Genomic DNA, 21,837 nt, shown 5'->3' with positions numbered 1-21,837 from the left:
CGAACAACTCTGCTGGGGAGACATTGGTTACGCAATGGTGAGGGGGACCCAATCGGTGGTCCAGTCACTATGCGACTTGGGGTTGGTGGGTCGTGGTCCACTGTAGAGCGAACTCGGTGGGGGTGAGTTCGCCGTGGGCGCTGTGGGGTCGGTTGGCGTTGTAGTCGCGGCGCCAGTCTTCGATGATCACGCGGGCTTCGAGTAAGGAATCGAAGCGCCACGCGTTGAGCAGTTCGTCGCGTAGCCGGCCGTTGAACGATTCGACCCAGGCGTTCTGCCAGGGCGACCCTGGATCGATGAATAGCGAAGCCGCGCTGTTGAATCGGCACCAGTCGTTGACGGCGTGAGCCACGAACTCGGGTCCGTTGTCGAAACGCACGTAGGTCGGTGTGCCGTGGCCGCTGGCCAGGCGGTCCAGGACGTCCACGACGCCGTCGGCGTTGATGGATCGGTCGACCTCGATCGCGAGCGCCTCGCGGGTGAACTCGTCGATCACGTTGAGCATCTTGAGCGTGCGACCGTCGGCGGTGGTGTCGAACTGGAAGTCCATCGCCCAGATGACGTTGGGCCGGATCGGTGACATCGCCCCGACGACGACGCCGATGCCGGTCAACGGCTTCTTGCGGCGGCGCTGGGGCACCCGCAGGCCTTCATCGCGCCAGAGTCGGCGGATGCGTTTGTTGTTGACCTGCCAGCCCGCTCGGCGGGCCATCTTGGCTGCTCGCCGCCATCCCCAGCGGGGCCGGTCGGTGGAGAACTTGCGCAGCCAGGCACGCAGCTCGGCCTCCTCGGTGCTGATCGGCGGTGGGGCCAGGCGCATCGTGGAACGGTGCAGGCCCACCACCGTGCAGGCGCGGCGTTGCGATACCCCGAACCGGTCGCGCAGCATCGTCACGGCGCTGCGCTTGCGGTTCGGGGTCAGAAGTTTCCAGTGATGATGGTTACCGGATGCCGTTCCGGGGTTGTGACCCTGAAATTTCCTGGCCGATCGTGTGCCTTTCAAAGGACCTGTCGAGCCTCGGAGCGGCACCCACCACACAGGGAAACTCGGGCCTCGGCACGGACGGTGTGACCTGATAGGAGCGTGCTCGCCCGCGGCCCATCACTGGCCTGTCCACCCTACCGCGCAACGGCCCGGCCAACAGAGAGGAACCAGCCAGACATGGCCGGCAGCAAAAGATCCATCATCGGTGGAGTGGACACCCACACAGCAACACACCACGCCGTAGTCATCGACCGTAACGGCCGACTGCTCGCCGACGCCGAATTCCCCGCCACACCAGCCGGTTACGCGTCGATGCTGAAATGGATGCGCGGCAAAGGAACCCTGGGCCAGGTCGGCGTCGAAGGGACCGGCGCCCACGGAGCCGGCCTGGCCCGCTACCTGCACGCTCAGGGTATCGACGTCCTCGAAGTGCCGCGCCCAGACCGACGTCTCCGCCGGCAACGCGGCAAGAGCGACCCGATCGACGCCGAGGCAGCAGCGCGAACCGTACTGGCAGGCAACGCCAGCGGCGCACCGAAACTCGCCGACGGACCAATCGAAGCCATCCGGATGCTGCGCGTCGCCCGCATCGGCGCAGTCAAAGCCCGCACCGCCGCAGTCAACACTCTGCGCTCGATGGTCATCACCGCTCCCGAATCGCTCCGCACCCAGCTGCGCGGCCTGTCCTCAGCACAGCTGGTCGCTGCCTGCGCCCGACTGCGGCCCGACTCGACCAACCTCGCCGAGCCCGCCCAGGCGGCCAAACACGCCCTACGGTCGATCGCCCTACGGGTCCAACATCTCGACACCGAAACACGCTCTTTGCGAAAGCAACTCGACGAACTCACCCGGACCGCCGCACCAGCGACCAGCGCGGTGTTCGGCCTCGGACCAGACACCGTCTCAGCCCTCCTGGTGACCGTGGGCGACAACCCTGACAGGCTGCGAAGCGAGGCCGCCTCCGCCCACCTCTGCGGTGTTGCCCCGATCCCGGCATCCTCGGGCAAAACCAACCGGCACCGACTACACCGAGGCGGCGACCGGACCGGCAACAGCGCACTTCACATCGCCACCGTTGTGCGTCTGCGCTACGACCCCCGCAGCCGGGCCTACGCAGACCGCCGAACCACCGAGGGCCTATCCATGCCCGAAATCATCCGCTGCCAGAAGCGCTACCTCGCCCGCGAAGTCTTCCAGACGCTCCGCGCCGACTACGCCAACATCAGCACTTGACATCTATAGGAGCGTCCGCCGAGATCTCCTTGAGCATGTCGATGTCGAGGGCCTGGTTGGCGACCATTTTCTTGAGTCGGGCGTTCTCGGCTTCCAGTTCCTTGAGCCGTTTGGCGTCGTTGGCCTTCATGCCGCCGTACTGGGCTACCCAGCGGTGCCAGGTCGACTCGGCGATCTCCAGGTGCCGGCATACCTCGTCGAGCTCTTGGCCCGCCGCCAGCAGCTTGTTGCCCTCGGCGACCTTGCGGATGATCTGATCCGGCGTGTGCCGGCGGCGCTTCTTCGATGTCATGTCGTTGCCGATTCCTCCTGCCCGAACACTCGGACAACAGAGTCCCACAACGACTGGACCACTACGAAGGGCTCACCTCAGGGGGTCCTCGGTCGCGCACTGTTCAGCGAGCCGGCGGGTGCGAGCGATTACATGGGTCATCTCAGTGGTTGCAGCACTGATGATTTCGGTTGCGTCGTTTCTGCTAGCGGCGTCGTCGAGGGTCTGCTGGATAGTCGCCAGGTCACTGGCTATCTGCCCGAGGGCTTCGGCGGTAGTGGCTTTCCACGCGTCGGTGTTATGGCGTTGTGCGAGCAGCGCTCGCACAACATCGATCACGACGGTTCGTTCGCGGTCGTTGAGGGTGTCGGTGGCGGCGGGAAGTTCGTCAGCCAATGGGCGACCGGGTGCCGGTTGGCCGGCCGCCGCGAACGCCTCCTCCTCGGTCACGCCGGCCAGCCAGCCGATGGCGCGCACGGTCGCCGGCGATGGGGTACCGCGGTAAGCGCCTCGCAAGATCTGCGAGGCGGTGCTGCGGTTAAGTGACATACCCCGTGGCCGGGCCGCTTCCTCGGCTTCGACGAGGGCCTGAATGTCGCGTAGCGGGGCTCCCGTGCGGTCGTCGATGGCCTGGCGCAGCAGATCGGCCAACGTTGCCCGTGGTGAGGTCTCGTTCATTGAGTGTCTGTTGCCCTTCTCGCCCGCGCTGTCTATCGTCTATCGTGACAGATGACACCGGCTTAGGGAAGGGAATCCGATGACCGAAAACGATCCTGATCACGCCCTGCGGGAATGGAAGCGCAAAGTTTTCGACGACAGCACCGCCACCATCCCCCGGGTGTTCTTGAATGTCGCACGTCGTCACGTTCACCCCAGTGCACATGCTGTCGGCTACACCAACTCTGAACACGGCATACATACGGTCACGTGGCTGAATGGATCTCAGTTCGGGGTGCTGAGTTGCGAGGGAAGCAACGATGACTCCAATGTTGCCATCACCGGTGCGGTGATACCGCTGGCCGAACTCAAGCAGGTCGACATCGCTATTGAGGACCAGCGCTACGACGAGGTATCCCGGCGGGTGACCCAATGGACTCGACGCGCCACATTCACCTTTAGCGGAAAGAAGGACTTCACCCTGCATTCGGTTGAAGCACTCGATCAGCGGCCTGACAAGTTCGGAGACTTCATCGATCGCGTCCTGCTGGCGCTGGTCTCTTACGGTCAAGCAAGCTGAGGTGGTGAGCGACGACCGACATCGGTGGAACCACAACACCCACTACTACGACATCGTGCTGGACGCCGCCCCGGCAGCTGCGCGGACCGCTCTTGACGTCGGTACCGGTGACGGCCTGCTGGCCGTCCGCCTCGCCGAGGGGATCCCGGACGTCACCGGCATCGACTCCGACGCCGAGGTCATCAACCTCGCACGATCCAGCACCTCGGCTCGCGTCAACTGGATCATCGGCGACGCCCTCACCTTCGGCTTGCCCGAGGCGCGTTATGACCTGGTTGCCGCAGTCGCCACAGTCCATCACTTCCCCGATCTTGCGGCCGGCCTGCAGCGCCTCGCTGACCTCACCGCCCCCGGCGGCTCACTGGTTGTGATCGGGTGTGCCCGCAGTTCGACTCTGCCCGATTACACCCTCGATGCCGTTGGGGTCGTGCAGCACCACGTCCTGTCCCGCACTCGCGGCTACTGGCAGCACAACGCCCCGGTGAAGATGCAGTTTCCGCACAGCTACACCGAGGTCAAACAGATCGCATCGACGGCGCTACCCGGCATGGCATGGCGGCGGCTCCCGCTATGGCGATACGCCATCACCTGGCGCAAACCGAAGTAGAAGCACACCGGTTGATCGCGCCAGCTACACATGAGACTCTCAATGATCGTGTCAAGTGTGGTTGTGTCTCGTCCCGCTGTCCGGGCGCATCGCATTCGGCGCCGTCCGTGCTTCGGGGGGCTTACCGTTGAACGGTTCACAGCCGAGCTCCGACCAGCCCTTTTAGGCGGCGGGATGTGGCGGCGGCGCCATCGTTGATAATCCGTCGCGGACGCTAGGGAATCGGGGTTGCCAGTGTGCGGCGGCTTTGAATCGCGTGTTGCTGACGCGAAGTGATCGCGTGAGCGAGGTCAGCCTCTCGCCGAGAAGTAGCCCGAGACGGCCGGGCCCACTGGCCCACAGCCGGGTGCCGGCGGCGCGGGCGTAGGCGTGGGCGTAGTCGCGTTTGGTGATGGGTTGGTCGTCGACGATGTTGTAGAGGCCACCGGGCGCGTGCAGTGCGGCGGCGACGGCGGTCGCGGCGTCGACAAGGTGGATCGAGGAGATGAAGGAGTCTGCCCGTCCGGGCGCGAAGCCGATGTGGCGGCGGGCGAGGCGCAGGATCTGTTCGCTGTGGGCGGCGCCGGGGCCGTAGAACACACCAAAGCGCAATACGGTTGCGGTGCCACCGGTGTGGGCGAATTGGCGGGCATTGGCTTCGGCGCCGTGGTTTCCCCTGCTGATCCGATAGTGGTCGACGGGGTGGTCTTCGTCGATCCAGTGGCTGCCGGTGTCGGTGTAGAGCATGGCTACTGACTCCTGGATCAGACGGGGCACCCCTGCGGCCTGCGCTGCCGCGACGACGGTGGCCGATCCTTGGATCCGTACCCGCTCACAGTCGCGCCAGGCTGACTTGAGCAGGAACGAGGTGACAGCCGGTAACGCCGAGGCGAGGTTGACCACGGCGTCGTGGTCTGTGAACGCGGCCGTCAGGGCGTCTCGGTCAAAGAGTGAGACGATCACCGGTGTCGCACCCTGGCTTTCGAGGATGCGGGCTTTGGCCTCAGTGCGGGCTAGTGAGGTGACGCTGTGTCCGGCGTCGATGAGGGCGGGGACGGCGTGGCTGCCGATGGCTCCGGTGCCGCCAGTGACGAAGACGCGCATAGAGTTTCGTCTCCTGATGCCCTATGGGCTGGTGAACACGATGGGGACGGTGAGGGGTCCGCGAATGGCGGGGGTGTCGCGCCAGGTGACCGGTGCGGCCAGTGCGGGTTGGCGATGGAGGATTCGGGGTAGTGCTGCGGTGATTTCCAGCCGCGCCAAGGTCGCGCCGAGGCAGTAGTGCGCGCCGTAGCCGAAGGTTAAGGGGGCTGGGCCGGTGCGGTCGGTGCGGAAGGTGTCGGGGTCGTCGAAGGCGCGGGGGTCGCGGTTGGCTGCAGCCACGGCGACGAGCGCGCTGTGCCCGGTGGGGATTTCGACTCCGCCGACGAGGTGGTTACGGGTCGCGGTGCGCACGGTGGATTGCACGGGCGCGTCGAGGCGGAGGAGTTCGGTGATGGTGGCGGGGTCGGCAGGGTCGATCTCGTCGGCGAGTCGTGTCCCGTCTGCTTGCGGGGTGAGGAGCCGGACCATGCTCGCACCGATCAGGTTGGCGGTGGTTTCGTGCCCGGCGACGGCCAGAAGCAGTGTGGTCATGACGACGTCGTTGAGATCGAGTGCGGGATCGGCGGCGATGAAGCTCAGCAGGTCGTCTGCCGGGTGGGCGCGGCGGTCGGCGGCCAGGGGCAGGAACTGCGCGATGAGGGCCGCGGATGCGCCCGCGCCTCTGCGCATTTCGTCGATATCGGCTAGGGAGCCGAGCATGCGGATGATGTGCGGCGACTGTTCGCGCAGTTCCGTGCATGTCGCGGCGTCGAGGTTGAGCCATTCGGCGATGACGGCCAGCGGCAACGGCAGGGCGATGTCGGACATGAGGTCAAACGGTGTGCCGGTGGCTGGTTGGTCGATCACCGCGGCAGCGACTGATTCCACACCGGTGGCCAGGTTGGTGAGGAAGGAGGGGGTGAAGACGTCGCGGACCGATCCGCGTAACCGCTGGTGGGTGGATCCGTCGGCGAACAACATGGAATTGCTGGTGAATTGCTGGCCCATCGGGTCCATGGCGGCGCGGTTAGCAGCGTTGGCTAAAGGGTCGCTGGTCCAGCCCGGTGTGCCAAGGACCTGGCGCGCCGCGTCATACCCGACGACGAGCCAGGCCTGGGCGGTGTCATCCCACGTCACGTCCCCGGATCGGCGGCGGCGTTCGTAGAACGGGTAGGGGTCGGCGGCATCCCACGGCAGTCGTGCTGTCACGGTGTCAGAACTGGTCATGATCATCCATTCCGTAGGGCAGGCCGCGCTGTCGGACCCACGCGTCATGGGCCTTGCCCAGGTCGGTGACCGGGGGGGCGACGCCGTCCATGTCGTCGAGCAGTGAGCGGGTGTGGAAAGTCGCGTTGAGCGCAGTGAACACCGCGTTCATCGAGAGATTCAGCCGGGAGAAGAACACGAAATCTGGCGGCACCTGCATGCGGCGCACGGGATGGTCTGCGCCGCGGATGTCGATGAGGGAACGGATCGCGCGCTCGGCGGCTTCGGTGGTGTAGGTGGCCGGCTGTGGTTGGAGCAGTTCATGCAACACTGCCGCCCACCATTGGTAGGTTTCGTCGATTGTCAGGGTGGAGTCCTCGGTGAGGAAGCCGCTTTGCACCATCAACGCGCGCAGCTCTGCGCGGTTCCCGTCCACCGCTGCGCGAGCCATCGCCACGATCCTGCGCCGCTGTGGTTCGGCGAGACGCTTCACGCAGCCGAAGTCGACGAAGCCCACTGAGCCGTCGGTGCCGAAGCGGTAGTTGCCCGGATGGGGGTCAGCGTGGAAGAGGTTGGCGTGCCGGTAGGAGCCGGTCACCATCCGCGAGATCACCTCGGCCCACGCATTTTTCAGGTCCTGTTCGGCTTGTTGCGCCGTAGTCCAGTCCAGTCCCTCCACATAGGTCATCGTCAGAACGCGCTCGGTGGACGCCTCGGGGATGACTTCGGGCACCCGGATGAACGGGTGGTCGCGGTAGAGGCCGTGGAAGGCGGTGATGTTAGCGGCTTCGTGGCGGTAGTCGACTTCCTCGGAGATGCGGGCGGCGATCTCCTGGGCTGCCTGCCTCAGATCGAGCAACGTGGCGCCGATGAACCGCGAAAAGGTCACCAGCAGTTCACTGTTGGCTAAGTCATGGCGGATCGCTTCGGCGACACCAGGGTATTGGATCTTGACTGCTACCTGCCGGCCATCAGGTAACACTGCGCGGTGCACCTGCCCGATGGAGGCAGCGGCCATCGGCGCATCGGTGAACTCGGCGAACACATGCTCCACCGATCGGCCCAGGTCCGCCTCGAGTATCTCGCGCGCCAATGCTGCATCCATCGGTGGCGCGTCGGCCTGCAAGCGAGTCAACGCGTTCTGATACGGCGCTAATTCTCCGCCGCCGAGCGCGCCTGCATCGACCAGGGACAACATCTGTCCGGCCTTCATCAGCACCCCTTTGGAATGCCCGAGTAGTTCGGCGTAGCGCTCGGCGGTGCGCTCGTGAAACCGCTGCACCGCTTCGGTGTCGCCGGTCTTTTCCCGCAGTGCCGCCACCATGCGGCCCCCGGCCGCTCGCGCGGTGAACCCCGCCAGCGGCATGGTGCGCCGCACCCGGCCCCGTGGAACCGATTGGTTCGAATCCATCTCACCCCCTGGTATCTGCAGTGTTAAAGTATCCACTTGGCAACACTAAGTGTTTACTTGGGAGCGGTCAATGGTAGAAACCACGACACGAGAACGCCTGGTCATTGAGGCGATGCGGTTGTTTAGCCAGCAGGGCTATAAGGCGACCAGTGTGGCGCAGATCGAAGCCGCGGCCGGGCTCGCGCCCGGGTCCGGGGCGCTGTATCACCACTTCAAATCCAAAGAGCTGCTCCTGGAAGCCGGTATCGATCGCCAGCTCGATCGGCGCAATGCGATGCGCGATATCCGCAACCTGTTCGCCGGCCTGAACGACCTCACTACTGAGATCACTCTGCTGGGCCGCTACCTACTGACTGTGCTTGACGATGAAACTCAGCTTCTACAAGTGGCCGCTCGCACCCCGAGCGATCACTCGGCCCGACTACGCGACGCCTACGCGGCGCTTATCGAGAGTCTCTACGCCGAACTCGGTGACTGGATTCAGACCTCGGTGCCCACGCTAGATGACGCCACTGCACGAAGCCTCGCAGCAGTCGGCATCGACGCCCTCATCGGACGCCGCGCCACCGCCATCCTGTTCCCCACCTCAGAGACGCAATCTTCCGACGAGCAGTACATCGCCGAATGGGCCACCCTGCTGACGGTGCGCATCCGCGCTTGACCTGCCAGCTCGAGGCCCGAGACTTATTCGCCGGTGGTGGTCTAATCGCGGGTATGTCTGAGCTGGTTTTCGCAGATGTCTCGTCCGGCGCGCTGGAGGCTGGGCAGTCACGGTCGGTCAGCCCTCTGGCCCGCGCCATCCTGCCGCGACCGGGTGAGCCCTTCGATGTTCGTAAGCTCTATATCGAGGAATCGGAGACCAACGCGCGACGGGCCCACGCGCCCACCCGTACGACGCTGGAGATCGGCGCGGAGTCCGAGGTCTCGTTCGCGACGTACTTCAACGCGTTCCCGGCCAGCTACTGGCGGCGCTGGTCGATCCTGGAGTCGGTCGTGCTGCGCGTCGAGTTGACCGGCAGGGCCCGCGTCGACGTCTACCGCTCCAAGTCCACCGGCGCCCGGATCACGGTGGGCGGCGCCCCGCTCGTCAGCGAATCCGATGATCAGCCGGCGGTGCTGGAGTTCGAGATCGAGCTGGCCCCGTTCGAGGACGGTGGCTGGATTTGGTTCGACATCACCACCGACGCGAAGTCCACGTTGCACCACGCGGGCTGGTACGCGCCGATCGCACGTGCCCGGCAGGGCGAACGTCGCGGTCGGCATCCCGACGTTCAACCGGCCGTCGGACGCTGTCAACGCGCTCGCCGCGCTGACCTCGGATCCGGCGGTCGACGAGGTGATCAGCGCGGTCATCGTCTCGGATCAGGGCACCAAGAAGGCCAAGGATCATCCCGGGTTCGAGGCCGCAGCGGCGTCTTTCCCACGCCGTCTTTCCCACGCCGTCATTCCCCGTTGATCCACACGATCACGCTCCCGACGCTAGCGGGTCCACGACCCGCGTGAGTCCGCAGCTGTTGCTGAGGCGCGAGATGCCCACTGCCTCCAACTCGACACACCACTCCGAGCTCATGAGTCACACGAGTACCGTGAGTCACAATCGTACGCATGTTCGGCAGGAATGGTCGCCTGGTTCTGCACGCCTCCGCGACGGCCCCCCTTCCGAGGTGCCGAACCTCGCCTTCGGACATTCAAGTGATCACTGCGTCCAAAAGCGTTGCGGAACAGCGTGTTTATACTGCATATGACGACTTCTACATGTAGAATTCGAGTATGGTTGGGCCCCGGAAATCTTCACCCCGACACGCGGCGAGCCTTCGTGATGTTGTAGGAAAAACCGTGCAGTATTTCTGCCATGGCGGTTCCGAAGGACTTGCTCACCGATCTGGTGACCCAGCATCGGTTGGCGTGGGCCAGGCTGCTCGGCGAGGTTCAGGTCGCGTTCGACAAGACGTTGGCCAAGTGGGCCGAGGAGTGCCCGGATCCGATGATGATTCCGGGCGGAACGCTGTGTTCGGATGTGCGCACGCGGGTGTTGTTGATGAACGGCATCCACGCCCGCAGTCGGTTCGACGATCCGCCCCGCACACCGCCGCCGGGAGCGTCGTGTGGTGCGGATTCGACGTTGACGATGACGTCTGGGCCGAGTTCGTCGGTGCGTCTCGGGGACACCAAGAAAGTGGCGTGGGCGCGGCTGCGCCATCTGTCGCCGCAGGAGGCCGAGGACATCGGTGCCTCGACCAGCCAGGCGATGCCGGCCACGCGACCGGGCAAGCAGATGGCGTTCGACGCCGCCGAGATGGCGGCCGAGGAGCAGGTGATGGGTCCGCCGGGAATCGGCGATCAGTACGAGTTGATCGCGTACTGGTGGGAGAGTCCGGGACGGTTGTCGGTGGCCGGTGCGATTCTGGCGATGGTCGCCGACATCGACACCAAGGACGAGCGGATCGTGGAGTTCGTCGAGTTGCCGCCGGCGATCCGGCCGAAGACGGCCGCGGAGCTGGCCGCTCGCGACGATTCCGACGACGAGGACGTGCGCGACTTCGAGGATCTGCTGCCGCCCGAATCTCCCTCGCAGACCGGGGATTCGGAGGCCTAGGCGATGTTGTTGTGCCGGCTGGTGCTGACCGGGGACGAGGTGGTCGGTGATGACGACGGTCGAGGTGTTCGGCACCCGGGTCCGTCAGGCCCGCGTTCTTCGGCGGCTCTCGGGAACCGCGGTGATGGAGCACATGGGGTGGCGGCCACCAAGGCAGACCCGGCTCGAGCAGTCCGAGACCGCCACGCTGGACGTGGTGGAGTTCGACCGGTTGGCAACATTGTTGCGTTTCCCGCCAGCATTTTTCACCACCGCACCGGTGTCACGAGTGACTGCACGGGATCTGTTGTTCCGGGCGCCGAAGTCCACCACCACCGCGGAGAAGGAGTACCTGGCGGTGTTCGCCAACGTCGTCGGTGATCTGGCCGATCAACTCAACCGCCAGGCCACGTTGCCCGCGGTGCGGTTGGAGCCGCTGCCCACCGGCACCGATGTGGTCGCCGCAGCCGCTCAGGCCCGCCGCTGGCTGGGCGTGGAGCCATTGACGCCGATCAAACGGCTGACCTACGAACTGGAAGCCGCGGGGGTTCCGGTGGTGCTGCGGATGAAGCATTCGCGCTCCACCGGGCTGATCGACTGGACCAGTACCGACGACGAGCCGGCCGGGTTGTTGACCGAGAAACATCTGGGATGCTCGGCGCGGACCGGAGATTACCGTGACCGGCCAATCGTGTTGTTGCGCAACACCGATTCCTGGGAACGCACCCGGTGGACGATCGCACACGAGATCGGACATTTGGTGTTGCACCGATACGGCGATGTCAGCGACGACGAGGAACGCGAAGCCTCCCGATTCGCCTCGGAGTTGCTGGCCCCGGCTGCGGCGATCGCCGCCGAAATCCCGGCCAGCCCGACCCTCAACGATCTGATCGAAGTGAAGTTGAAGTGGCGGATCTCGATCGGGGCGTTGATCATGCATCTCCGGGAGTCGAAACTGATCGATGAGGCCCGCGCGGTGACGTTGCAGCGTCAGCTCTACACCCGGATCAACAACGACACCGGGCACACCTGGGGCAAGACCGAACCGGGCTGGGACAGCTTCACACCGGAGAAACCGCGGCTGCTGCGCCGGTGGATGGGGGTCTGCTATGCCGGGGCCGACTCGGCAGAGGCATTGGCCGCGCACAATCTGATCTATCCGACCGATCTGCTGGCCGACATCCTGGCCGGCCAAGGCGATGCCCCCGGCCGCACCCCGGCCGCCCACGCTACGGCGGAGGCCGGCGCCGACCGCGGACAGACGGTGGTGCCGCTGCGCCGGGCCCCACGGCAAGCCTGAACAGCGGATCCTCGGGGGACGGTCGGCACAGGGATGGCTCGCACGCAGCGGATCGCACTGACCGATCAGCCTGACACCTACACGGTGCTGGGCGCCGATCACCTGCCCATCGCCGCGGCCGAGGAGTTTCTGCAGTTCCTTCGCGACGACACGGCCTCGCCGAACACAGTGAAGGCCTATGCGGCCGGGCTGGCGGCGTGGTGGACGCTGTTGGAGCACACCGGCACCGATTGGCGCGAGATCAGCACCGCGATGTTCGGGCAGTTCCTGGCCTACCTGCGCACCGGAGATCTGCCCGGCACCGCCCGCATCGGTGCCCCGCCGACCTGGCTGGGCCCGGCCAGCACCCAACTGCGGGCCGCCGCGGTGTTGGCCTGCTACCGCTACCACGCCGACGCTCACGGGTTGGCCGGCCCGTATCAACGGCTGTTCACCAGCCGCGGCGCCCGTGGACGATCCCGCTACATCCCGATGCTGGCCGGGGTGGGCCCGCCGCGGCCCAAAGAGCGTTCGGTCTACCGGGTGCGCCGCGGCAACCTCGCCGCGACCCCGGTCCTGCTGCCCGCTCAAGTAAGCGCGATACTCGATGGCTGTGCCACCCAGGACGGCCACGTGTGGTCGGGCCCGGCTTCGGGGCTGCGGGACCGGTTGTTGTTCGCCACTTTGGCCGAGACCGGGATGCGCCTCGGTGAAGCTTTGTCGTTGCGCCACCACGATGTTCACCTCGGCACCGGCGCCACCCCCTACATCGAGGTGGCCGGACGCCAGGATCACCCACGCGGGGCGCGGGGCAAGACTCTGCGCGGCCGCCGTATCTACATCGGCGACGATCTGGAAGCGCTGTATTCGTCGTATGTGTGGCATCTGGTCGACCAGGGCGCTGATCTCGCGTTGCCGGATCTGAACACCCACTTCGTGTTCGTCAACCTCGTCGCAGGGCAACGGTTCGCCCCGATGCGGGCCGAAACCGTCTACGCCAAAGTCGATTCCCTGACCCGACGCTGCAGCGGGTCGCTACCGAAGGGCTGGACACCGCACTGGCTGCGCCACACCCATGCCACCGCGCTGTTGCTTTCCGGAGCGCCTCCGCATGTGGTGATGCGCCGCCTGGGGCACGCCGACATCCAGACGACCCTCTCGACCTACGGGTGGGTCACCGAGGACGCCGAGATGCGCACCGTGGCCCAGTGGCGCAACTACGTCGCCGGATGGAAAGGCCTGCATCATGACGACCCCCACTGACCCGCCCACATCAGGACACGAGCCGTCACCGTTGGTCGGGCTCGGATCGTGGGATGCGCAGTGGGCCCGAGTTCCCGACACGTGGCGCCGGCCCGTCTATCCGATCTACGCCGCCCCATACGACCAGGTGTTCCTGCGCAACCAGTTCTATCTGCGCGGCAACCGGGCCACCGCCGAGCACGACTTCACCCCCGCCGCCCCAGCGCGGTTCGCCGAGGAGATCGCCTGGTGGGTATGGCTCTGCTGGGATCAGCAATTACGCCGCATCGAACCGTCGCTGCTGGCCTGGCTGGTGCGGACCCTGCCGAGCGCGGTCGCCGAGTACCAGGGGCGCACCGGGCAATCGCCGGTCAGCATCGCCGATCTGGACCCCGACGAACTGATTCGCCAGGCCGCCCTGGCATTCCAGCGCCGCAACAACCGGCTACCGTCGGCCGGGTCACGACGCAACATCCGCCACCTCATCGAGCACCTGCACCTCTCGGTCGCGGTGCGCTGCACCGACACCGCGTGGTGGAGTCACGACATCTGGGATCTTCGCGCCGACCCCCGCATCCCGCAACGACCCCACGAACCCCACCACGACCAAACCGTCCGGCTGCGCGGCATCGAACCCATCTGGCTGCGTGAGGGGCTACGGTTCTGGCTGCGCAGCGCACTGACCTTCGATCTGCTCACCTGGTCCTCAGTCGTCGCACGTGCCCGCAACGTCGGTTCGCAGCTGGGCCGCTTCGCCCGCGACAACGGCCACCTCGACGATCCGCTGATCAGCACCGACCCCGATGAACTGCGGGCAGCGTTCCTCAGCTATCTGGACTATCTGCGATCCCCCGACGCGGCCACCCAATCCGAACGTCTGACCGCCTACACGGTGGCCAGCCTGCAGAGCGAAACGCAGTCGTTCTACACGTTCATGCACGACCACGCCGCCGAGGCCGCCACCGGCACCGGCAACCCCCGGTGGCGCGACGCCACGCTGACCCACACAGCGTTGTGGGCCCCGATCCACGCCCCACGACACCGGCGCCGGGAACGCGACCTGACCTGGTACTCCACCGCCGACCTACAACGCATGCTCACCTACCTAGACGTGCTGGCCGCCGACCCCAAACAGAAGGTCGTCGTGACTCGCCCCGACGGGACCGTCACCGTCGTTCCCGGTCTCGGTGATCCCCAGGCCGCCCGAATCTGGCTGCTGCAAGCCCTGACCGGCCGCCGAGCGTCAGAGATCCTGATGCTCGACTACGACCCGCTGGAAGCCATCCCCGGCCAGGACCGCCCCACCCAGGCGGGCGCCGAACCCGATAGCGGGGCGTTCGTCGCGCGGCTGCGGTATCAACAAACCAAAGTCGACGGGGTCATTCCCACCATCTTGGCCGAGCAGGCCATCGTCGACGTCATCGGCGAACAGCAGGCCTGGCTGGCCGCCACATACCCTGCGCTGCAACCGAAGTACTTGTTCCTCGGGATCAAGAATCAGCACCGCGGCCAACGCCCCCGCTCCTACACCACCTACCGGGCGATGCTCGACAAGCTCGACAGCTGCCACGACCTCACCGACAGCGCCGGGCATCGACTGAAGTTCACCCAAACCCACCGGCTGCGCCACACCCGAGCCACCGAACTGCTCAACGACGGCGTTCCCTTTCACGTCGTACAGCGCTACCTCGGCCACAAGAGTCCCGAGATGACCGCCCGCTACGCGGCCACGCTGGCCGCCACCGCCGAGGCGGAGTTCCTCAAGCATAAGAAGATCGGGGCGCACGGCGCCGACATCGACATCACCCCGCACGACATTTACGAGATGACCCAGCTTTCCGCGCGCACCGACCGGGTGTTGCCCAACGGGGTGTGTCTGCTGCCACCGCTGAAGTCCTGCGACAAGGGCAACGCATGCCTGTCCTGTGGGCACTTCGCCACCGACGCCACCCATCTCGATGAGCTGCGCCGCCAACTGGCCGCGACCGAAACCCTGATCGCCCAGCGACGCGACCAATACCGGCAACGATCCGGACGCGAACTCGGCGAGGACAACATCTGGATCATCGAACGCCGCCGCGAGATCGCCTCCCTAAACGCGATCCTCGACCGACTCACGACAGCCGAGGGATCCGCGTCGATCGCCGGTGCGGGCACCGCTAAACGGTTGCCATTGCTGCAAATCCAGACCCGCGGGGCCCATCAATCCGCCCTCGACAAAGCCCGTCGACCCGCCAACGGACAGCCGTGACCCCACGATCCACCGAAGGCCTGCTCGCCAGCACCAAGAGACGCAAAGCCGAAACCCGCGCAAAGATCCGAAAAGCACTGCGCGACATGAAGAAAAAGGGTCTCCCCATCAACATCAACGCCGTGGCCAACTACGCCCACGTCGCCCGCAAGACCATCTACAACCATCCCGACCTCGAACAGGAGATCCGGGCCGCGGCCACCACAGCCCCACCGCGATCAGCCGAACCTCCAGCCGCGATTGCCAACGGGCAGAATAACGCGACCACCGCCGCACTGCGGAACGAACTGCGCAGCCAGAAACGCCACTATGACGCCGACGTCGCCGCACTCAAAGCCCAGATCAAGCAACTACAGCAAGAGTTGGCTGCCGCCCATGGCGAACTGCACCGACTCCGCACCACCACCGCCGCACACCGAGGAACACCGTGAAGTTCAAACGACGCAACGCCGCGGCATTGGCCGATCTGATCTGCGGGAACCCCGGCTCGGACAATCCAGGGTTCGGTGAGACACCCAAATACTTCCCCTACCGATCCAGCAGCTACATCACCGAATTCTTCGCCGACCTCGACACCGAGTGGGTGCACGACGGCTCGACTCGACAACGGTGGGTTGCGGACGTCATCGAATCCATCCTCGACGAGCCCCATGACGGATCGGGACAGCCGCCGCAGACGTTCTGCCGCCTCATCGACCAACTGATGGACCCGCGCGATGCCCTCAACGAGGGCGCCGACCGAGCTCAGGCCCTCGCACAACTCAACGAGATCCTCACCCGAGAAGGATTTGAGGCCTTCTACGGCGAAGACCGCCACTGCTACCTGCGTCACCTCGGCAGCGATACCGTCACCCTGCTGCAGGCCAACCCGTACCGGCCATTCACCACCGCCGAAAACCAGCGGCGCACCAACCTGTCCGCTTACCTCGATCGCTGCAGCGAGGACGACCTCATCGAAGAGGTTCTCCTGCCATTGTTTCGCCAGTTGGGGTTTCACCGCATCACCGCCGCCGGGCACAAGGACAAGGCCCTCGAATACGGCAAGGACATCTGGATGCGCTACACGCTGCCCACCCAGCACCGGCTCTACTTCGGAATCCAAGTCAAGAAAGGCAAACTCGACTCCTCCGGGGTCACCAAGACCGGCAACGCCAACATCGCCGAAATCCACAACCAAGCATTGATGATGCTGGCCCACGAGATCTTCGACCCCGAACACAACAAACGCGTCCTCGTCGACCACGCGTTCATCGTCGCCGGCGGCGAAATCACCAAAGCAGCCCGCAACTGGCTCGGCAACGCCCTGGACGCCTCCAAACGCAGTCAGATCATGTTCATCGACCGCGACGACATCCTCAACCTCTACGTCGTGGCCAACCTCCCGCTGCCCGACGCCGCGGTTCCCACACCCACCGATCCCTGGTCAATCAGCGCAGACGAACCCCCGTTCTGACCCCACACACGTCGGTAACACCGCTACAGATAACACCGTCACCCACGTGCATTTTCCGGGACCAAATGGACGTGAGTAACAGCCTTACACACACCGTAATCCGTTACAGATAATCGAGTCGGCCAGTCAGACGATTCGGGTGCGTCCGATGTGGGGAACAAACCGGCCGACCGTCTCACAGTAGTCCCGGTAGGCCTGGCCGTGGATAGCGTTGAGATAGGGCTCTTCGACGACGCGGACCTGCAGCTCGATGGTGGCCAGCAGCACGACGAACGCGACCAGGGCGAGCGGGTTGGGGGTCATCAGGGTGATGCCGGCGGCGAAGATCAGCATCGCGGTGAAGATGGGGTTGCGCACCAGCCCGAACACACCACGGAGCACCAATGTGGTGGTCTCACTGGGGTCGACGCCAATCCGCCAGGACTCGCCCATGTCGCGCTGGGCGTAGAGGGTGGCCGCGATACCCGCCACCGCCAGCACCGTCCCGCCCACCTGAATCCACGGCGCCTGCAGGAGCGCGATCGGGGTGAGGATGCCGAGCAGTTGCAGCAGCGGTGCGGCCGCCCCGGCGAGGATGGCAGCGATGAATCCGGCGCCGGCGAACCATTCCAGCGAGCCAGGCCGGCCGTGGATGCCGCGAAACCCGGTCGAGCCGGTGCGGCGGTGCTGGGTCCAGCTGCGCCAGCCGAACCCTAAGACGGCAAAGACCAGGTAGAGAACGAGCGCGGTGGCGGGCATGGGTGAACCTCCTGGCCGGACTGAGATGAGTGTCGATGTGGAGAGGGGCGGTCAAGCCGATGGATGCGGCAGGCCGCGCCTAGTTCTCGGCGAGCGCTTGATCGAAGGCCTGGGCTAGGTCTTCATAGCTGTGTGGCTGGATGCGGGTGTCGTTGAGGAAGAAGGTCGGGGTGCCCTGCACGCCCAAGGCGCGGCCGTCGGCCATGTCGAGTTGGATGCGTTCGAGGGTGGCGGGATTGGCGTAGGCCGCGTCGAACTCGGCCATGTCCAGGCCGAGTTCTGTTGCGAATCCGCGGAATACGTCATCGGCTGGGGTTTGCTTTTCACCCCACTGGGCTTGGGTGTCATACATTTTGCGATACATCGCCTCCAGTTGGCCTTGCTGGGCGGCGGCTTCCACCGCGCGGGCGGCCCGCTCGGCGTTGACGTGGGCTTGCAGCGGGAAGTAGCGGATCACGAAATTCACCCGGTCGCCGTATTCGGCCCGCGCTTTTTCGATCTCTGGGTAGACCGCGCGGCAGCCCTCGCATTCGAAGTCGAGAAACTCCACGAACGTCACCGTGCTGTCGGGCACCGTGTTGAGTCGGTGGCTGTTCTCGCGCACCACCTGCCCGGCCTCGCCGGTATCGGGCTGTGCCGTGGTGGTCGAGTCGCGGTCGCGCACTGACAGGTAGACCAGCGCCCCGATCGCCATGGCGGCGATGACGAACGCGGTGAGCAGGATGCGGCTGGTGCGCGCCATTCAGATACCTCTTTTGTGGGCGTGGACGATCTGGAACGGGGCGGCCCAGCTGCGCGCGGGCAGATGGGTGGTGACGGCCAGTCCGTGTGCGGTGAATGCGTCGGCCAGGCCGGTGCCCAGGACGTCGCGGGCGTGGGGTCGTTCGGCGAGCCGCATGTAGGTCTCGAAGATGGTGCGGGCGGTGGGTGGTGGGTCGAGGTCGATGGCGATGACCTGGCCGGCGAGACGTAGAACGCGGATGGCTTCGTCGATGGCGCGGTGGCGGATGTCGGTGGGCAGTTCGTGCCAGCCGAACACGCTCATCACCACGTCGAAGGTGTCATTGCCGAACGGCAGTGCGGCGGCGTCACCTTCATGCAGCGCCACGGTACCGATCCCGGCGCGGGTGAGGTAGCGGCGGCCGACGGCCAGCATTTCCGGGGAGATGTCGAGGCAATCCACTCGTGTGCTCGGGGATTTGCGGGCGAGCAGGCGGGCGGCGTAGCCGGTGCCGCCGCACAGTTCGAGCACTCGTTTCGGTTTCTGGTCGGCGACGAGCTGGGCGAGCCGGTCATGGGGTCGGCCGGGGATGAACCGGTTGCCGGCTTCGAACAGCGGTCCGGCCAGGGCGAATTTGAGCCGGTTGCGGCCCCAGGGGCGGCTCATGTCGGCTGCCGTTCACTGGCGGTGACCGGGAGTGTCGATGTGTAAGTGCTTGGGGTGGTGGTGAATTGGTGGGCGCAGTCGGTCGAGCAGAACCACCAATCCCGGTCCTGGTAGCGGCGTCGCGCCCGGGCGGTTTCCGGGTTGATCCGCATGCCGCAGGCCGGGTCGCGGGGGTAGCGGGCCTCGGTCAGGGCCAGCGTGTGTAGCGGAATCGGGGTGGTGATGCTGCGCAGCGGCGGAGCACCGATCGCTGGGGTGGACAGGCCTTGTCGGGTAGCGGCAGCCGCGATCGGGTCGGTGATCACGGCGTGGCCGGCCCCGGCGAGTGCGGTGATGCGGGCGGCGATGTTGACGGTGTGGCCGAACACGTCGCCGCCGCGGGCGATGACGGGTCCGTGATGGATTCCGGCGCGCAGCGCCAGGAACCCGTCCTCGCCGGCGACCTGCTCTGCCAGGTCGGTGAGGGTGGCCAGCATCTGGGTGGGTGTGTCGGCGGTCAACATGACCGCGTCCCCGATCGTCTTCACCAGCCTCACGCCCGGTTGTAGTGCAGCCTGTGCCAGGTCGGCAAGCCGCGCGGCGAGCTGGGCGGCTTCGTGGTCGCCGCAGATTTCGGTGAGGATGCTGTAGCCGGCCAGGTCGACAAACGCCGCCGTCGCCTCGACCGTGTCGAAGTCAGGTGTAGTGTCGGGCAGCATCATTGGTCTCATCTCTGGTGCGGCCGAGCCACGGTAGGAAGCGCCCCACTCGGGTGGTGTAGTCGCGGTAGGTGTGGCCGTGGACGCGGCGCAGGTAGGGCTCTTCCACTTCGCGCACCTGCAGCTGGATGCCGGCGATCGCGATCAGCAGGCCGGCGATCGCTATCGGGTTGGGCACCATCAGCGTCAGGCCGGTCAGGGTGAGCAGCAGTGTGGTGAAGATCGGGTTGCGCACAATCGCGAACGGGCCGCCGGTGACCAGCTCGGTGCGTTCGGTCTCATCAACCCCGATCCGCCACGAGGCCCCCAACCCCAGCTGGGCCTGCAAGGTCAGCCCGATGCCCACCACCGCAACCGCGATCCCAGTCGCATGAACCAGCAGATGGTCGGCGAAACGCAGTGGGGCGAGCCCGGCCAGGGCCGCCGCTGGGGCGCCGACGCCGACCAGCAGATAGCCCACGTCGGCGAGCGCGAGCGCCCACCATTCCAGGGTGCCGTCGGGCCGCCAACCCCGCCGGTTGCCGCTGTCGCCGATGCGGGCCAGCTGGATCCGGCGCCGACAGGCCCCGATCACCAGCATCAACATCGCGAACAGGCCCAGTGCAGTCAGTGCCATCGCCTGCTCCTTCCCGGTCGGCCCGTCCCCGCCCTGCGTCCTCATCCATCGGGTTGTATCGATGTTGGCGGGGTTGACCGATCAATAGTGTTGGACGCTATCATCGTCGTGTGGCGATGAAAAGTGGTTCGGTCGATCCCGCGATGTGCGGGAATGTGGATGCGGCGACGGCGTTGTTTCACAGCCTCTCGGATGGCACCCGGTTGGCGATCCTGCGCCGGCTGGCGGTCGGTGAGGCGCGGGTGGTGGATCTGACCGGCGAGTTGGGGTTGGCGCAGTCGACGGTGTCGGCGCATCTGGCGTGCCTGCGCGACTGCGGGCTGGTGGATTTCCGGCCGCAGGGCCGCGCCTCGGTGTATCGGCTGGCCCGCCCGGAACTACTGGACATGTTGCGGGCCGCCGAAGCTGTCTTGGAGGCCACCGGCAACGCGGTGGCGTTGTGCCCCAACTACGGCCACCCGACTGAGCGGAAGAAGGTTGCGCGATGAGTGAGGCGTGCGGCTGCGGCAGCGACGACCGCCCCGGCGAGGACGAGCAGGAACCCGAACGGCTTTGGGAGATCACCGAACTGCGCGCCGCCGCGGTGGCGGGCGTGGTGCTTTTGGCCGGCTATGTGGTCGGCTGGTCCGGCGGCCCCCATGCGGTCGAAATCGGCCTGTATGCGCTCGCCTTGGTGATCGGTGCCTACACGTTCGTGCCTTCGACGCTGCGCCGGCTGGCGCAGGGCAAGATCGGGGTCGGCACGCTGATGACGATCGCCGCGGTCGGCGCGGTGATCCTCGGCGAGGTCGGCGAGGCCGCCATGCTGGCGTTCCTGTTCTCCATCAGCGAGGGCCTCGAAGAATACTCCCTCGCCCGCACCCGCCGAGGTCTGCGGGCGTTGTTGTCGCTGGTGCCCGATGAGGCCACCGTGCTCCGCGACGGTACCGAAACCACCATCGCCCCAGCAGAGTTGGCAGTGGGTGACCGGATGCTGGTCAAGCCCGGCGAACGCGTCGCCACCGACGGCACGATCGTGTCGGGGCGCACGGCGCTGGATGTTTCGGCCATCACCGGCGAATCCGTGCCGGTAGAGGCCGGGCCCGGTGATGAGGTGTTCGCCGGGTCGATCAACGGCACCAGCGTGCTGGAGGTTGAGGTCACGTCCACTGCTGCTGACAACTCGTTGGCCCGCATCGTGGCGATCGTGGAGGCCGAGCAGTCCCGCAAGGGCGAAGCCCAGCGCCTGGCCGACCGCATCGCCAAACCCCTGGTCCCCGCGATCATGATCGCCGCGGTCCTCATCGCCGCCATCGGCAGCGTGTTGGGCGATCCGCTGGTGTGGATCGAACGTGCCCTGGTGGTGTTGGTGGCGGCCTCTCCTTGCGCGCTGGCGATCTCGGTGCCGGTCACGGTGGTCGCCGCGATCGGCGCGGCTAGCAAGCTCGGTGTCTTGGTCAAGGGCGGGGCGGCGCTGGAAGCCCTGGGCGCGGTCCGCACGATCGCGCTGGACAAGACAGGCACCCTGACCGCCAACGCACCCACCGTCATCGACGTCGCCACCACCAACGGCGCCACCCGCGAGCACGTGCTGGATGTGGCGACGG

The 21,837-nt window shown here is 66.1% G+C and carries 21 protein-coding genes and 3 pseudogenes; 13 read left to right on the top strand and 11 right to left on the bottom strand.

Annotated features, from left to right (window positions below; all coding sequences use genetic code 11):
- Nucleotides 1–67: 67 nt before the first annotated feature.
- Nucleotides 68–928 (bottom strand): annotated as a pseudogene (locus tag A5699_RS22465) (IS3 family transposase); the annotation flags it as partial.
- Nucleotides 929–1,195: 267 nt separating this feature from the next.
- Between A5699_RS22465 and A5699_RS22460 the strand changes: the two are divergent.
- Nucleotides 1,196–2,218 (top strand): IS110 family transposase, encoded by a 1,023-nt coding sequence (locus tag A5699_RS22460; RefSeq protein WP_231965802.1) that lies wholly within the window; start codon nucleotides 1,196–1,198, stop codon nucleotides 2,216–2,218.
- A 16-nt stretch (nucleotides 2,219–2,234) separates the two neighbouring features.
- Here A5699_RS22460 and A5699_RS22455 read toward each other — a convergent pair.
- Nucleotides 2,235–2,510, bottom strand: a pseudogene (locus tag A5699_RS22455) (transposase); the annotation flags it as partial.
- A 72-nt stretch (nucleotides 2,511–2,582) separates the two neighbouring features.
- On the bottom strand, nucleotides 2,583–3,140 hold the full coding sequence (locus A5699_RS22450; protein ID WP_157561402.1) for a hypothetical protein: 558 nt from the start codon (nucleotides 3,138–3,140) through the stop codon (nucleotides 2,583–2,585).
- A 106-nt stretch (nucleotides 3,141–3,246) separates the two neighbouring features.
- Between A5699_RS22450 and A5699_RS22445 the strand changes: the two genes are divergently transcribed.
- Together A5699_RS22445 and A5699_RS22440 are read left to right on the top strand one after the other, a co-directional pair.
- Nucleotides 3,247–3,726, top strand: coding sequence for a hypothetical protein (locus tag A5699_RS22445; protein WP_067774081.1), 480 nt, complete (start codon nucleotides 3,247–3,249; stop codon nucleotides 3,724–3,726).
- A gap of 4 nt (nucleotides 3,727–3,730) precedes the next feature.
- Nucleotides 3,731–4,333, top strand: coding sequence for a bifunctional 2-polyprenyl-6-hydroxyphenol methylase/3-demethylubiquinol 3-O-methyltransferase UbiG (locus tag A5699_RS22440; RefSeq protein WP_231965801.1), 603 nt, complete (start codon nucleotides 3,731–3,733; stop codon nucleotides 4,331–4,333).
- Nucleotides 4,334–4,495: 162 nt separating this feature from the next.
- Here the strand turns inward: A5699_RS22440 and A5699_RS22435 are convergent, their stop codons facing one another.
- From A5699_RS22435 to A5699_RS22425, 3 genes are read right to left on the bottom strand one after another with little or no spacing between them, the layout of a single operon-like run.
- Nucleotides 4,496–5,416: an NAD(P)-dependent oxidoreductase gene (locus A5699_RS22435; protein ID WP_067774075.1), complete on the bottom strand. Its 921-nt coding sequence runs from the start codon at nucleotides 5,414–5,416 to the stop codon at nucleotides 4,496–4,498.
- Nucleotides 5,417–5,437: 21 nt separating this feature from the next.
- Entirely contained in the window at nucleotides 5,438–6,622 is a 1,185-nt protein-coding gene (locus A5699_RS22430) for a cytochrome P450 (protein ID WP_067774130.1), read from the bottom strand.
- Entirely contained in the window at nucleotides 6,609–7,967 is a 1,359-nt protein-coding gene (locus A5699_RS22425; protein WP_067774133.1) for an AarF/ABC1/UbiB kinase family protein, read from the bottom strand. Before A5699_RS22425 ends, A5699_RS22430 begins: the two co-directional genes overlap by 14 nt.
- Before the next feature lie 115 nt (nucleotides 7,968–8,082).
- Here A5699_RS22425 and A5699_RS22420 point away from each other — a divergent pair, with 115 nt between their 5' ends.
- From A5699_RS22420 to A5699_RS22385, 8 genes and pseudogenes are all read left to right on the top strand, one after another.
- Nucleotides 8,083–8,673, top strand: coding sequence for a TetR/AcrR family transcriptional regulator (locus A5699_RS22420; protein WP_067774072.1), 591 nt, complete (start codon nucleotides 8,083–8,085; stop codon nucleotides 8,671–8,673).
- A gap of 53 nt (nucleotides 8,674–8,726) precedes the next feature.
- A pseudogene (locus tag A5699_RS22415) lies at nucleotides 8,727–9,447 on the top strand (glycosyltransferase family 2 protein); the annotation flags it as partial.
- Nucleotides 9,448–9,864: 417 nt separating this feature from the next.
- Nucleotides 9,865–10,608: a hypothetical protein gene (locus tag A5699_RS22410; RefSeq protein ID WP_067774069.1), complete on the top strand. Its 744-nt coding sequence runs from the start codon at nucleotides 9,865–9,867 to the stop codon at nucleotides 10,606–10,608.
- A 49-nt stretch (nucleotides 10,609–10,657) separates the two neighbouring features.
- On the top strand, nucleotides 10,658–11,887 hold the full coding sequence (locus tag A5699_RS22405; RefSeq protein ID WP_067774066.1) for an ImmA/IrrE family metallo-endopeptidase: 1,230 nt from the start codon (nucleotides 10,658–10,660) through the stop codon (nucleotides 11,885–11,887).
- A gap of 33 nt (nucleotides 11,888–11,920) precedes the next feature.
- On the top strand, nucleotides 11,921–13,129 hold the full coding sequence (locus tag A5699_RS22400; protein WP_067774063.1) for a tyrosine-type recombinase/integrase: 1,209 nt from the start codon (nucleotides 11,921–11,923) through the stop codon (nucleotides 13,127–13,129).
- A complete protein-coding gene (locus A5699_RS22395) occupies nucleotides 13,113–15,359 on the top strand; it encodes a tyrosine-type recombinase/integrase (RefSeq protein WP_067774060.1) in 2,247 nt (748 codons plus the stop codon). The genes A5699_RS22400 and A5699_RS22395 overlap by 17 nt, the downstream gene beginning before the upstream one ends.
- Nucleotides 15,356–15,790, top strand: a complete 435-nt coding sequence (locus A5699_RS22390; RefSeq protein WP_067774057.1) for a DUF6262 family protein — start codon at nucleotides 15,356–15,358, stop codon at nucleotides 15,788–15,790. The genes A5699_RS22395 and A5699_RS22390 overlap by 4 nt, the downstream gene beginning before the upstream one ends.
- On the top strand, nucleotides 15,787–16,812 hold the full coding sequence (locus A5699_RS22385) for a hypothetical protein (protein WP_067774053.1): 1,026 nt from the start codon (nucleotides 15,787–15,789) through the stop codon (nucleotides 16,810–16,812). The genes A5699_RS22390 and A5699_RS22385 overlap by 4 nt, the downstream gene beginning before the upstream one ends.
- Nucleotides 16,813–16,938: 126 nt before the next feature.
- Here A5699_RS22385 and A5699_RS22380 read toward each other — a convergent pair whose 3' ends face one another.
- The 5 genes from A5699_RS22380 to A5699_RS22360 form a co-directional block, all read right to left on the bottom strand.
- Nucleotides 16,939–17,550, bottom strand: a complete 612-nt coding sequence (locus A5699_RS22380) for an isoprenylcysteine carboxylmethyltransferase family protein (RefSeq protein WP_006246593.1) — start codon at nucleotides 17,548–17,550, stop codon at nucleotides 16,939–16,941.
- 79 nt (nucleotides 17,551–17,629) lie between these two features.
- Nucleotides 17,630–18,292: a thioredoxin gene (locus A5699_RS22375; RefSeq protein WP_006246592.1), complete on the bottom strand. Its 663-nt coding sequence runs from the start codon at nucleotides 18,290–18,292 to the stop codon at nucleotides 17,630–17,632.
- Nucleotides 18,293–18,937, bottom strand: a complete 645-nt coding sequence (locus A5699_RS22370) for a class I SAM-dependent methyltransferase (RefSeq protein ID WP_006246591.1) — start codon at nucleotides 18,935–18,937, stop codon at nucleotides 18,293–18,295.
- Nucleotides 18,934–19,638: an adenylate/guanylate cyclase domain-containing protein gene (locus A5699_RS22365; protein ID WP_067774050.1), complete on the bottom strand. Its 705-nt coding sequence runs from the start codon at nucleotides 19,636–19,638 to the stop codon at nucleotides 18,934–18,936. Before A5699_RS22365 ends, A5699_RS22370 begins: the two co-directional genes overlap by 4 nt.
- Nucleotides 19,613–20,251: an isoprenylcysteine carboxylmethyltransferase family protein gene (locus tag A5699_RS22360; RefSeq protein ID WP_006246589.1), complete on the bottom strand. Its 639-nt coding sequence runs from the start codon at nucleotides 20,249–20,251 to the stop codon at nucleotides 19,613–19,615. Before A5699_RS22360 ends, A5699_RS22365 begins: the two co-directional genes overlap by 26 nt.
- Before the next feature lie 116 nt (nucleotides 20,252–20,367).
- On the opposite strand from A5699_RS22360, the gene A5699_RS22355 reads away from it, so the two are divergent.
- Together A5699_RS22355 and A5699_RS22350 are read left to right on the top strand one after the other, a co-directional pair.
- The gene (locus A5699_RS22355; RefSeq protein WP_050982640.1) at nucleotides 20,368–20,739 is read left to right on the top strand and encodes a helix-turn-helix transcriptional regulator; all 372 of its coding nucleotides are present in this window, start codon (nucleotides 20,368–20,370) and stop codon (nucleotides 20,737–20,739) included.
- Nucleotides 20,736–21,837, top strand: a 1,102-nt coding sequence (locus tag A5699_RS22350) for a cation-translocating P-type ATPase (RefSeq protein WP_157561400.1), incomplete at its 3' end; no start/stop codon positions are given. The genes A5699_RS22355 and A5699_RS22350, both read left to right, overlap by 4 nt.

This window comes from Mycobacterium sp. E802, assembly GCF_001666875.1.
Taxonomy (GTDB): Bacteria; Actinomycetota; Actinomycetes; order Mycobacteriales; family Mycobacteriaceae; genus Mycobacterium.
Note: the sequence above shows the minus strand (reverse complement) of the source record. Positions and strands in the feature narration are given on the sequence as shown.